The 13083-nt window shown below is 57.9% G+C and carries 11 protein-coding genes; 5 read left to right on the forward strand and 6 right to left on the reverse strand.

Features of this window, described 5'->3' with window-relative positions; genetic code table 11:
* Positions 1–213: 213 nt before the first annotated feature.
* The 4 genes from dnaA to RV1423_RS25905 all read right to left on the reverse strand — a co-directional run bounded on the left by dnaA (position 214) and on the right by RV1423_RS25905 (position 3917).
* Positions 214–1611 carry a chromosomal replication initiator protein DnaA gene (gene dnaA / locus RV1423_RS25890; RefSeq protein WP_034303303.1) on the reverse strand — a complete coding sequence of 466 codons (1398 nt, stop codon included), beginning with the start codon at positions 1609–1611 and terminating at the stop codon, positions 214–216.
* A gap of 265 nt (positions 1612–1876) precedes the next feature.
* On the reverse strand, positions 1877–2644 hold the full coding sequence (locus RV1423_RS25895) for a class II glutamine amidotransferase (RefSeq protein WP_034303305.1): 768 nt from the start codon (positions 2642–2644) through the stop codon (positions 1877–1879).
* A 282-nt stretch (positions 2645–2926) separates the two neighbouring features.
* Positions 2927–3247 carry a hypothetical protein gene (locus tag RV1423_RS25900; protein ID WP_034303307.1) on the reverse strand — a complete coding sequence of 107 codons (321 nt, stop codon included), beginning with the start codon at positions 3245–3247 and terminating at the stop codon, positions 2927–2929.
* 427 nt (positions 3248–3674) lie between these two features.
* Positions 3675–3917 carry a hypothetical protein gene (locus tag RV1423_RS25905; RefSeq protein WP_034303328.1) on the reverse strand — a complete coding sequence of 81 codons (243 nt, stop codon included), beginning with the start codon at positions 3915–3917 and terminating at the stop codon, positions 3675–3677.
* 155 nt (positions 3918–4072) lie between these two features.
* Between RV1423_RS25905 and RV1423_RS25910 the strand changes: the two genes are divergently transcribed.
* Both RV1423_RS25910 and RV1423_RS25915 read left to right on the forward strand, forming a co-directional pair.
* Positions 4073–5032, forward strand: coding sequence for a LysR family transcriptional regulator (locus tag RV1423_RS25910; RefSeq protein ID WP_034303309.1), 960 nt, complete (start codon positions 4073–4075; stop codon positions 5030–5032).
* Positions 5033–5087: 55 nt separating this feature from the next.
* Complete coding sequence (locus RV1423_RS25915) at positions 5088–7103, forward strand: AsmA family protein (protein WP_034303311.1); 2016 nt, start codon at positions 5088–5090, stop codon at positions 7101–7103.
* A gap of 317 nt (positions 7104–7420) precedes the next feature.
* On the opposite strand, the gene RV1423_RS25920 is transcribed toward RV1423_RS25915, so the two are convergent.
* Positions 7421–7735, reverse strand: a complete 315-nt coding sequence (locus tag RV1423_RS25920; RefSeq protein WP_034303314.1) for a 2Fe-2S iron-sulfur cluster-binding protein — start codon at positions 7733–7735, stop codon at positions 7421–7423.
* 415 nt (positions 7736–8150) lie between these two features.
* Positions 8151–9032, reverse strand: a complete 882-nt coding sequence (locus RV1423_RS25925; RefSeq protein ID WP_034303316.1) for a LysR family transcriptional regulator — start codon at positions 9030–9032, stop codon at positions 8151–8153.
* A 191-nt stretch (positions 9033–9223) separates the two neighbouring features.
* Here RV1423_RS25925 and RV1423_RS25930 point away from each other — a divergent pair, with 191 nt between their 5' ends.
* The 3 genes from RV1423_RS25930 to RV1423_RS25940 form a co-directional block, all read left to right on the forward strand.
* Positions 9224–10741: a CoA-acylating methylmalonate-semialdehyde dehydrogenase gene (locus tag RV1423_RS25930; RefSeq protein WP_034303318.1), complete on the forward strand. Its 1518-nt coding sequence runs from the start codon at positions 9224–9226 to the stop codon at positions 10739–10741.
* Positions 10742–10886: 145 nt separating this feature from the next.
* Positions 10887–12515 carry a GMC family oxidoreductase gene (locus tag RV1423_RS25935; RefSeq protein ID WP_034303319.1) on the forward strand — a complete coding sequence of 543 codons (1629 nt, stop codon included), beginning with the start codon at positions 10887–10889 and terminating at the stop codon, positions 12513–12515.
* A 206-nt stretch (positions 12516–12721) separates the two neighbouring features.
* The coding region (locus RV1423_RS25940) for an ATP-binding cassette domain-containing protein (RefSeq protein ID WP_034303320.1) at positions 12722–13083 on the forward strand (362 nt) is incomplete at its 3' end.

Raw genomic sequence — 13083 nt, forward strand, 5'->3', positions numbered from 1 at the left:
TCTATATCCTTACGATGGTAGTGGTTTAAAGGATGCTGAAAGCCGCTTTCAATTCTGTCTGCATTCGGTCTGGTCAACCGTTTGCGCCGAGTTTTGCGGGTGTTTCCGCACATGCATTTTTAATAACAAAAGCGCTGTCGGGGCAAACCGGACCAACTCTCTCATTGTATCAATCAACTCCCTCTGCGAGGAAGCTGAATTGGACGTTTCAGGTCAACCTTTCAGGGTCTGCTCGAGGACGTGCAGTTCGTGGTTGCATTCCGGGTTTTTGGTGCGGTCGGCGGAGATCTTGCGGACCGCGTGCAGCACGGTGGTGTGGTCGCGGCCGCCGAACAGGTCGCCGATTTCGGGCAGGCTTTTTTGCGTCAGTTCCTTGGCCAGGTACATGGCGATCTGGCGCGGCCGGGCGATGTTGGCCGGGCGTTTCTTGGAATACATGTCGGCGACTTTGATGTTGAAGAAGTCGGCGACGGTTTTTTGGATGTTTTCGACGGAGATCTGGCGATTTTGGACGGACAAGAGGTCTTTTAGCGCATCTTTGACGACATCGATGGTGATGTCCTTGTCGTGGAAGCGGGAGTAGGCCAGGATCTTGCGCAGCGCGCCTTCGAGCTCGCGCACGTTGGAGCGCAGGTGCTTGGCGACGAAGAAGGCGACGTCGTCGGATAGCTGGACGCCTTCGAGGGTGGCTTTTTTCATCAGGATGGCGACGCGCATTTCGAGTTCGGGCGGCTCGATGGCGACGGTCAGGCCGGAGTCGAAGCGCGAAATCAGGCGGTCGTCCATGCCGCTGATTTCCTTGGGGTAGGTGTCGCTGGTGATGATGATCTGCTTTTTGGCCGATATCAGGGCTTCAAAGGCGTAGAAGAACTCTTCCTGGGTGCGGCTCTTGCCGCCGAAGAACTGGATATCGTCGATCAGCAGCAGGTCGAGCGAGTGGTAGTAGCGCTTGAAGTCGTCAAATCCCTTGCGCTGGTAGGCGGTGACCACGTCGCGCACGTACTGCTCGGCGTGGATGTAGCGGATCTTGGCGGTGGGATTGTCGGCCAGTACCTGGTTGCCGATCGCGTGGATCACGTGGGTCTTGCCGAGGCCGACGCCGCCGTACAGGAACAGGGGGTTGTAGGAGACGCCGGGATTGTTGGCGACCTGGGTGGCTGCGGCGCGCGCCAGTTGGTTGGCCTTGCCGGTGACGAGGTTGTCGAAGGTCAGCACGGCGTTGATGCGCGACAACTCCTGGCGCGGCGCCATCGGCGGCGGGGGCGGTTCGGCCAGGGCTTCCTGGATGCCGGTAGGGTAGCCGTCGACCATGCCGTTGCTGCTGCCGTTGCCATTCACGGGCGCGGCGGCGGCGCGGCGGGCGGCGCCCACGCGCGGATCGAGCACGAACTGGACTTCGATCTGGGTTTCCCAATATTCGCAGGCGATGTTGGTGATGCGGCTGGCGAACTGGGTCTTGACCCAGTCGAGCTTGAAACGGTTGGGCGCGGCGATGCGCAGGCGGCCGTCCTCGTAGTCAAGCGGCATCAGGGGCTTGATCCATGCGCTGTATTGCTGCGGCGTCAGTTCTTGCTCCAGCTTTGCGGAGCAAGCCTGCCAAAAATTTTCCATGAATCTTCTTATATTAAATTGGGGGGTGGGAAGCGCGTTGACCGGCTTGGGCGGGTAGTCCTGCATCGCCCGATATCAACACCACATATCCCGTCATTTTACTCTGACGGGGAAAAGTTATCCACAGGCCGTGGCGGTTTTTGACAGAGTAAAAATGTATATCGATGGCCGGCAAAAGCTTTACCGGAAATATCGAAGGATGACGACGAAGTTGCGCAAAAGAAATCTTGCCGGTCCGTCAATGATCTCAATTACGACAATCGCGTCAGTCGGCTACTGTGCCGTCGACGAAGACTTTCAACTCGCCTTGCCGGAATTGGGTCCAGGTTTCATTGGTGGTCAGGGGCTGGGTGACGATGACGGCGACGCGGTCTTTGGATGTGGTGACTTCGGAGAAATCGACCGACAAGTCCTGGTCCGACAGGTGCGCCGCGGCAAAGGGGTGCTGGCGGATGATGTAGTACAGGTTGGTGGAGCAGTGCGAGAACAGCGCCGATCCATCTGATAACAGCATGTTAAATGGCCCATGTCCGGCGATATAGGCGGTAAGTTCGCGCAACGCGGGGGTTAGCTCGGCCAGCGATGGCAAGCTGTCGCCGAAGCGCTTGCGCAATTCCTGCAGCAGATAACAAAACGCCAGTTCGCTGTCGGTGGTGCCGACCGGGCGGTAGGGGCCGTCGAGCGTGGGGGTGAAATTCTTGAGGTCGCCGTTGTGCGCGAACACCCAGTAACGGCCCCACAGTTCGCGCACGAACGGATGGCAGTTGGCCAGCGATACGCGTCCTTGGGTGGCTTTGCGGATGTGGGCGATGACGTGCTGCGACTTGATCGGGCAGCGCTTGATCAGGTCGGCGACCGGCGAACTGACGGCGGCCTGGTAGTCGACGAAGTGACGCACGCCCGAGCCTTCGAAGAAGGCGATGCCCCAGCCGTCGCTATGGTGATCGGTCAACCCGCCGCGAGTCGCAAAACCGGTGAAGCTGAAAACGATATCGGTGGGAGTATTGCAATTCATCCCGAGTAATTGGCACATGATGTCGGCGAAGCGGCGAGGCTGGAGTAATGGTAGGGAAGCAGGTACAAACGGAAACGGAGAAACGGGCAGGAGACGACCAGGCCTTACGTTATCACGCGGAGATGGCGCGAGAAAGCCGGTTTGGCTGCAAATTCCTCCATTTGATGTAAAAAAATTGCGCGAAGATAAAAAAAGCCCCACGAATTGAAGTTCGTGGGGCTAATCCTTCCTAAAGAGGGAGGAGGAGACGCGGTACGTACTGCTTGATCTTGATTGCTCGCCGAGTTGCCGGACGGTCGGTCAGTTGTCGCGGGCGGCGAGGTTGCGCAGCTCGGCTGCAAAATTCGGTTGGGTGCCGCTGTAATCGTTGGCCATGCGGTTCAACATCTTGATGCCGTTGAAACGGTGTTGCTGGACGCGTTCTTCATGCGACTGGCGCGGGACGAAGAACACCACGGCAGCGCGCAGGATGCCGGCCAGCAAAGGCTTGAACACCATGAACAAGGTCACCAGCACGCCGAGGCCCAGCAACGGCCGCGTCATGGCGACGGTTGCGCCGATCAGCGACTGCGCAACCGGAACGGCGGCTTCGACTGGAAAGGCAATGGCGAGGACGGACATGATATTAATTTCCCTGATATGAATCTGAAATGCGTTGAATTACTCTCTTGTTGCAGTGCAGTATATGGGTTCCGCCACGCGACATCCAATTTAGACTTCGGATATCAGTTATAGGGATTGTGAATAAGGGTCGGGATGCAGTATTCTCAAGGCTTGCCCTTGACGCCCGCGCTGCAGGCGATGGAGGCAAAAAAATCCCCGCGAAGCCAGGGCCTGCGGGGAAATCCTTCCTAAAGAGGGAGGAGGAGACATCGGACAGATACCTATGTCGCGGCCATCGGGTTGCCCCCGCCGGACATGGGCCTGAGCATCGGCTCAGGACTGAAACTGGTATTGCTCTACAGAATCGCCGAAACGCGTCGTTACCGGTAGCGCTATCAGCGCCGTTTTCGCTATTTTGCCGTTCTGTAGTACTGCTGAAACCGAATTAGCCGCGCGATGCGATGAAACGCAGTTCGGCCGCGAGGTTAGGCTGGCTGGCTTCGAACTTGTTGGCCATGCGGTTGAGCTCGGAAGCGCCTTCGGCCTTGCTGTTGTAGTCAGCAGTCATCAGAGCGGCTTGCGATTCGTGGGCTTGTACGAAGCGGACGAAAATGTTGCGCAGCGCGGCACCGATCTTGCTGCCAGTGGTGCCGGTCTTACCAGAGTAATGGGCGGTCAATGTAGTCATGATGCGATCCTCGCGAAATGTGTTATGTTGCATTGCAGTGTAGTGAAGCGCAGCTCGCTTTACCAATTTCCTTTTCGGATATCAGTTATAGTGTTTGTGAATATTAATTTTTTGGCCTTTCTTCCCCCCTCTATTCCTTACGTGGCGCGGCTGACATGAGCTTTCTGACCCTCGATCTGAATCTGTTGCGCGTCTTCGACGCGGTGATGACGGAGCAAAATCTGACCCGCGCGGCCAATCTGCTTGCCATGACCCAGCCGGCGGTGTCGAATGCGCTGCGCCGCTTGCGCGACACGCTCAACGATGAACTGGTGATCCGCACCGCCCACGGCGTCAAGCCGACGCCGCGCGCGGAAGAGCTGTGGCCGACTGTGCGCCGGGCCTTGTCTGAACTGGAAGCGGTGATCACGCCCGAAACCTTCGATGTGTCGCGCGCGCAAAACACGTTCCGCATGGCAATGGTGGATGCGACCGCGGCTTTGTGGCTGCCGTCGCTGGTGCGCACCATCATGCGCGACGCGCCGCGCCTGAAAATCCGCATGATGCCGCTGACCACGCGCGATCCGCGCGCCATGCTGCTGCGCGGCGACGTCGATCTGGCGGTGGGTTTTTTCCCCGGTGTGACGGCGCAATTGGCCGACGGGCAGGGCACCGTGAAAACCCAGATCAGCCATGAGCGCCTGTACACGGGGCAATACGTCTGCGTGATGCACAAGACGCATCCGCTGGCAGACAAGGAACTGACGCTCGACAATTACTGCGCGGCCGATCACTTGCTGGTCAGTCTGTCCGGCAAACCTCATGCGGTGATCGACGATGTCCTTGCCGGCATGGGACGCGAGCGCAAGATCCTGCTGACGGTGAACCAGTTTTTCACGGCCGGGCGCATCGTCGCCAGTTCGGAGCTGATCACCGTGCTGCCGCGCCACCTGATCGCGGCCACCGGTATGACGGAAGCGCTGGTGGTGAAAGAGCTGCCGTTCAAGACGCCGGAGGAGCATGTCGACATGCTCTGGCACGAGCGCGATGCGCGCAATCCGGCGCACAAGTGGCTGCGCGCGCATTTAGTTGCAACGACTCACGACGAATTCGGTCGTATCAACATGACGCCCTGACGATGTCCTGATTTTTCTTGATGCGGTTGGCGCGCTCTTATTTTCAGAATGATTTATGCCACGAACATCAAAAATAATCGGGTTAAGTGTTGCCGGCGTTTTAACGCTGCTTGTATTGTTCATCGTCTTGATCGTCACTTTCGACTGGAACCGGGCGCGGCCCTGGATCAACCAGCGCGTGAGCGACGCCACCGGCCGCCATTTCGCCATCCAGGGCGATCTCATCGTTACCTGGCGCAAGCCTGATGCGCCGCAAACCAGTTGGGCAAGATGGATTCCGTGGCCGCATGTGAGCGCCGCCGACATCGTGCTCGGCAATCCCGACTGGGCGCCCGCCGACACGAGCATGGCGGCAATCAGACAACTCGATATCACACTCAATCCCTGGCCGCTGCTACAGCACAAGATCGTTCTCTCCGACCTTGAAGCCGACCGTCCGCAACTGGTGTTGTTGCGCAGCAAGGATGCCGCCAATAATTGGACGTTCAAATCCGGCGGTCCGTCGGACTGGGAATTCCGCCCTGAAAAAATCGTGATCCGCAAAGGCAGCATCCAGCTCGACGATGCTATCCAGAAGATCAACGCCAGGGCGGATATCGATACGCTGGATCCTGCCAATGGAACAAACTACGGCATCGGCTGGAACGTGAAAGGTTCGTTCAACAAGGCCGACATCAATGGCGAGGGCAAGGCCGGCGGCGTGTTGTCGCTGCAGGATGAAAGCAGGCCCTATCCGCTCGAAGCCAATGTCCGCGTCGGCAAAATGCACATCGCGGTCAAAGGCACGCTGACCAAGCCGCAGGACCTGGCCGCGCTCGACCTGCAACTGACGCTGTCCGGCGACAGCATGGCGCATCTGTTGCCGCTGATCGGCGTGGTGTTGCCGGAAACGCCGCCGTTTTCCACCTCGGGCCATCTGATCGGCAAGCTGGATCGCAACCGCAGCAACTGGATCTACGACAAGTTCAAGGGCCAGGTCGGTTCGAGCGATATCGGCGGCACGCTGGAGTACCAGTCGCAACAGCCGCGTCCTTTGCTGAAGGGTGAAGTCGTCTCCAATCTGTTGCGCTTCGAGGATCTCGGTCCGCTGATCGGCGCCGACTCCAACGCCAGCAAGGAACGGCGCGGCGCGGAAGAGCGCCAGCCGTCCGGCAAGGTTTTGCCGGTCAAGGAATTCGATACCGCCAGTTGGGGCAGCATCGATGCCGACGTCAGGCTGACGGCGCATCGCGTGGTCAAGGAAAAGGACTTGCCGATCACCGACATCCAGGCCGACTTGCATCTGAAAGACAAGGTCTTGTCGCTGACGCCACTCAACTTCGGCATGGCTGGCGGCAACCTGGCTTCCACCATCCATCTCGACGGTCGTGAGCCGAAGATGAAATCGGAGCTCAAACTGTCGGCGCGCCACATCAGGATCCAGCAATTATTCCCCCGTCTGGCCGCCACGCAAACCAGCTTCGGCGAAATCAACGGCGACGCGGCGCTGAGCGCCACCGGCAATTCGGTCGCGGCGATGCTCGCTTCATCCAACGGCGAACTGAAAACCGTGATCAATCATGGCGCCATCAGCAAGCTGCTGCTTGAGGAAATGGGCCTCAACATCGGTAATGTGGTGGTCTCCAAGCTGTTCGGCGACAAGCAGGTCAGGCTCAATTGCATGGCCGGCGACTTCACGGTCGCCAGCGGCCTGATGCAGGCGCGCACCTTCACGCTCGATACCGAGGATGCGCTCATCAACATCACCGGCAACGTCAACCTGGCGCAGGAACAACTGGATCTGACCATCAATCCGCGCAGCAAGGGCTTGCGCATCATTTCCTTGCGTTCGCCGCTGTATGTCACGGGTCCGTTCAACAATCCCGACATCGGCGTCGACAAAGGCATATTGGCGCTGAAAGCAGGCGGCGCCGTGTTGCTGGGCGTCATCGCGCCGGTCGCGGCGATCCTGCCATTGATCAATATGAGCGGTGAACAACAAACCGATTGCGCCAATCTATTGCAGGAAGTGCAGCAGAAACCTACTGCGCCTCCTCCCGGCAAAACCAGGCCCCGGGCGACCGGGAAGTAGATTTTCCGTATAGCAACTGAATGCCCGCCGGCACATCGTCCTGTGGATAACTTTGTGAATAAAGCTTGCGCGGATTGGGGATAGCGCGAGCTTTTTTCGCAAGTCCGGTTTCTATCCAATAACTGTTCTTGCGTCATACAGTCGTTGCCAAGCACTTATCTTTTTCGTAAACGGCTGATTCGATGTCGGTTTACCGGGTTATCCACAGAAAAGGGCCTGTGTTAACTATTACTACTATGTATATATATAAACTTTTAATATAAGAACCTGAAACCCCCTTTTTTCCGCCTCCCCTCAAAAAATCGACGAATTTTGACTTACTTCAGGGAAACGGCATCCGGCGCATCGATGACCAGATCCGATTGAGCGACCGCGACGCACGGCAACAGGTAACCTTCGGCTTTTTCTTCCCTGGTCAGGCCGGGCCAATCAATCTGATAACTGATTTCTCCGCTTTTCAACTTGCACAGACAGGTCCGGCATGTGCCGTTCCGGCAGGAACTCGGCAAGCGGATCTGCGCCAGCAATGCCGAATTCAACAGCGACATCGCAGGATCGGTTTCAAATTGCAATCCTGAAGGCTGCAACGAGACCTTGTAGGCTTGTTTGAGGGGCGGGTCGTCCGTGAGCATCAGAACATCCTGTTTTGCACTGGAGGGTTGATTGAAGGCTTCTGTGCCGATTGTCTTAATACTGGCATCGGGTTACTGAAAACCTGAATTTGTTATCAATACGTTAATAAAAACGCGTGATTCGAGGATCATCTGTGGATAAGTCTTTGGGTATCTCTTGCGTTGATTGGGGATAGCTCGGTATTTGTTCCTGTTACTATTTTCTATCCAACATCTGTTCTTTCGCTATACAAGACTTGCCAAGCGTTTATGAAATTCGCAAACGCTTGATTCGATGTCGGTTTACCGGGTTATCCACAGAAAAGGTCCCCTGTTAACTACTACTACTATTTATATATATAAACTTTTAAATAAAAACCAGCTTCACGTTATTTCGGAAAAAAACAAAAGAAAATTTCCATAAAGAAATATCATTTCAAGTCCAGACGTCCTGCAGCAAGGCAAAAACCGCGCTGATTGCAGGTTCATTCTTGCGTTTTTCAAGCGTGATAAAAGAAAGCGCGGTCGACAGGTCAACGGCGTCGGCGATCACCAGGCCGTGGGCATGCGCCTGGCTCAATGCGATGGACTCGCGCGCCAGCGACAAACCGACGCCTGATTTCACCAGATCCAGCATGGAGGATTCCTGATCGACCAACGCAACGGTATTGGGCGTCAGCCTGTATTGCGTGAATACTTTGTTCAGCAGGCGATGATGCGCGGACTCCGGCGGGGTCCAGATCCAGGGAAGTTGCGCCAGTTCTTTCCAGCCTTTGCCGGCCACCCGGCTTTTCCATCCGGCCGGCGCAATCACGTTATAGGTGAAAGGCGTCAGGGTCAGGCTGTGGAAACCCTTGCCCGGCGATCCCAGGAAAAAGCCGACGTCGAGTTCACCGGCCTTGACCTGCTGCAGCACCGATCCGGACATGTGGTGTTGCAAACGCGTCGACAATTGCGGATGGCGTTCGACCAGGAGCTTCAGGAAGGCGCCCAGGCGGATGAATTCCGGATCGAGGATGGTGCCCAGCGCCAGCGTGCCGCTCAGGTTGCCGGCGCTGGTATGGAGGGCGTCGGCGTGTTGGTGGAATTCCTGCAGGGTATGCAGGACGCGTTCGGCGACCGGCAATAGCTTGCTGCCTTCATTGGTCAGGCGCATGCCGCCGGCGGTGCGTATGAACAACTGGAGGTTGAGCCGTTCCTGCAAGGTCTTGATCTGCAGGCTGACGGCCGGTTGGGTGACGTGCAGCTTTTCCGCGGCGCGCGTCAGGTTGCCTTCCTGGGCGACGGTAATAAAAGCGCGTAACTGAGTGAAATCCATGGCTAAATGCGGATAAAAGAAAAATAACGGGTCTTACCGAAGACCGGACGGCAACTTGATTATCAGTTTTTATTATATTGATATTGATAATAACTGATTGGATTCATTTGAATCGAAACGATATTCTCTCAAAACAAGATAAATACGCCGGTTTTTCCAATCCAATACCATTCGTCACCAAAGGAATGCTTATGACAGCCGCAAATTCCACGATCCAGCATTACATCAACGGTCGCGTCACGCCGTCCGAAAGCGGACGCAAGCAGGACATCTTCAACCCGGCTACCGGCGACGTATCGGCCCAGGTCGCACTGGCGTCGACCGCCGAAGTCAATGCCGCGGTCGCCGCCGCCGGCGCCGCTGCGCCCGGTTGGGCCGAGACCGCGCCATTGAAGCGTGCGCGCGTGCTGTTCAAGTTCAAGGAGCTGATCGAGCAGCATCATGACGATCTGGCGGCAGCGATCACGCGCGAACACGGCAAGGTGTTTTCCGACGCCAAGGGCGAAGTCACGCGCGGCCTGGAAATCGTCGAGTTCGCCTGCGGCGTGCCGCAATTGCTGAAGACGCAGTTCACCGACAACATCGGCGGCGGCATCGACAACTGGAACCTGCGGCAGCCGCTGGGCGTCACCGCCGGCATCACGCCGTTCAACTTCCCGGTGATGGTGCCGTTGTGGATGGCGCCGCTGGCGATTGCGACCGGCAACAGCTTCATCCTCAAACCGTCCGAACGCGATCCGTCGCCGTCGCTGATGCTGGCGGATCTGTTCAAGCGGGCCGGTTTGCCGGACGGCGTCTTCAACGTGGTGCAGGGCGACAAGGTGGCGGTCGACGCGTTGCTGCATCATCCTGAAGTGCAGGCGGTGTCGTTCGTCGGCTCGACGCCGATTGCCGAATACATTTACAGCGAGGCGACCAAACGCGCCGGCACCTTCCCGCTGCGCGCGCAGGCGCTGGGCGGCGCCAAGAACCATCTGGTGGTGATGCCGGACGCCAACCTGGAACAAGCCGTCGATGCGCTGATCGGCGCCGCTTACGGTTCGGCCGGCGAGCGTTGCATGGCGATCTCGGTGGCGGTGGCGGTCGGCGGCGTGGCCGACAAGCTGGTCGAAGCGCTGGTCCCGCGCGTGAAAGCGTTGAAGATCAAAAACGGCATGGAAGCCGATGCCGAAATGGGCCCGCTGGTCACGGCGGCGCACAAGGCCAAGGTGGAAGGCTATATCGACGATGGCGTCAACGCCGGCGCCAGGCTGCTGGTGGACGGTCGCGGCATCAGTGTGCCTGGACATGAAAAAGGTTTCTTCGTCGGTGGCACCTTGTTCGACCATGTCACGCCCGACATGAAGATCTACAAGGAAGAAATTTTCGGACCGGTGCTGTGCGTGGTGCGGGTGCCCGATTTCGCCGAAGCGGTGCGCCTGATCAATGCGCACGAATACGGCAACGGCGTGTCGTTGTTCACCGCCGACGGCAACACTGCGCATGAGTTCTCGCGCCGCATCCAGGTCGGCATGGTCGGCATCAACGTGCCGATTCCGGTGCCGATGGCGTGGCACTCGTTCGGCGGCTGGAAGCGTTCGCTGTTCGGCGATACGCATGCATACGGCGAAGAGGGCATCAAGTTTTATACGCGTTATAAATCGATCATGCAGCGCTGGTCGGCTACTATCGGCAAGGGCGCGGAATTCACGATGCCTGTGGCGAAGTAATCAAAGGCGATTGCCACCACCGCCGTCGTCCTGACGAAAGTCAGGACCCAGTGTCGTTTTACAGTGGTTACGATACTGGGTCCCAGCGAACGCTGGGACGACGGTGAATCGATTGGTGTCAGATAAAAATAACGGAGACAGATACATGGAGTCAGCGGGTAAATACGATTACATCATCGTTGGCGGCGGCACGGCAGGTTGCGTGCTGGCCAATCGCCTGAGCAGGGATCGCGACGTCAAGGTCTTGCTGATCGAGGCGGGCGCGAAGGATGACTACATCTGGATTCATATTCCCGTCGGCTACCTGTACTGCATCAACAATCCGCGCACCGACTGGCTGTATCGCACCGAAGCGGACGTCGGCCTCAACGGCCGCAGCCTGATTTATCCACGCGGGAAAGTGCTGGGCGGCTGCTCGTCGATCAACGGCATGATTTACATGCGCGGCCAGGAGCGCGACTACAACGAATGGGCGCAACTGACCGGCGACGACAGTTGGCGTTGGGACCAGGTGCTGCCGCTGTTCAAGAAGAGCGAAGATCATTACAAAGGCGGCGACCAGTTCCACGGCGTGGGCGGCGAATGGCGCGTCGAGAAGCAAAGGCTGTCGTGGGAAATCCTCGACGCCTTCCGCGATGCGGCGGCTGAAGTCGGGATTCCCAAGATCGACGATTTCAATCGCGGCGACAACGAGGGCAGTTCCTATTTCGACGTCAACCAGAAACGCGGGATCCGCTGGAATGCGTCGAAAGCGTTTTTGAAACCGGCCATGAAGACCGGCAACCTCGACATCATGACCGGCTCGCATGTCAAACGCCTGCGCATCGCGCAAACCGAAAACGGCCCGGTCTGTACCGGTGTCGAATTCAGCGGCGGCGGCAAGGAGTGGTATGCTGAATCGGCATGCGAGACCATCCTGGCGGCCGGCGCGGTGGGTTCGCCGCACATCTTGCAGTTGTCCGGCATCGGTTCCGCGGCATTGCTGCAGCGGCACCAGATCCCGGTGGTCAAGGAGTTGCCGGGCGTCGGCGAGAACCTGCAAGACCATTTGCAGATCCGCATGGCGTTCAAGGTGAAGGGTGTGAAGACGCTCAACATGATGGCCAACAATTGGTACGGCAAGATGATGATCGGCGTGCAGTACGCGATGTTCCAGAACGGGCCGATGTCGATGGCGCCGTCGCAGCTCGGCGTATTCGCCAAGTCCGATCCGTCGCAGGCCAGCGCCAATCTCGAATATCACGTGCAGCCGCTGTCGCTGGAAAAATTCGGCGATCCGCTGCATCCTTTCCCGGCGTTCACGGCGAGCGTGTGCAACCTGCGGCCGACCTCGCGCGGGCACATTCGCCTGGGCAGCGGCGACGGCGCTCTGGCGCCGAAAATCACGCTCAATTACCTGAGCACCGAACAGGACCGCAAGGTTGCCGCCGATTCGCTCAAGCTGACGCGCAAGATTGCGGCGGCGCCGGCGTTGCGAAAGTATCAACCGGACGAATGCAAGCCCGGCGTGGAATATCAGACCGAGGAAGAGCTGTACAAGGCGGCCGGCGAAATCGGCACCACCATTTTCCATCCGGTCGGCACTTGCAAGATGGGCCGCGATGATGACGCGCAGGCAGTGGTGGACAGTCAGTTGCGCGTGCGCGGCGTGGCCGGGCTGCGGGTGGTGGACGCTTCCGTGATGCCGACGATCACTTCCGGCAACACCAATTCGCCCACGCTCATGATTGCCGAAAAAGCAGCGGAATTGATCCGAAAGGCCCGCCAAAAATAAAAAATTCGGGGTTTATCCAATACGGTACTTATACGTATTGTAGTAATGGTACGACTCGGCTACTATGCGCCAGATATTAAAAAAATAAGACTCTCGCACGAGAGCCTACCAGGCTCGGATTGCGGCGCCAGAAGCGTCACGCGATTCAATAAGGCGGCATGCGGATTACACGCATGGTATTCATGGGAAGAATGAGAAGAGACACTATGACAGATGTCATTCTGGAGACAAAAAACCTGACGAAGGAATTCAAGGGTTTCACGGCGGTGAGCGCGGTCAATCTGCAAATCGAGCGCGGCCACATCCATGCGCTGATCGGACCGAACGGCGCCGGCAAGACCACCTGTTTCAACCTGCTGACCAAATTCCTGGTGCCGACCTCGGGCCAGATCATGTTCAACGGGCGCGACATCACCATGCAGGCCCCGGCCCAGATTGCGCGCCAGGGCATCATCCGTTCGTTCCAGATTTCCGCCGTCTTCCCGCACCTGAGCGTGATGGAGAACGTGCGCATCGGCTTGCAGCGCACCCTGGGCACCTCGTTCCATTTCTGGAAGAGCGGCGACAG

Source organism: Herbaspirillum sp. RV1423 (genome assembly GCF_000577615.1).
Taxonomy (GTDB): domain Bacteria; phylum Pseudomonadota; class Gammaproteobacteria; order Burkholderiales; family Burkholderiaceae_D; genus Herbaspirillum.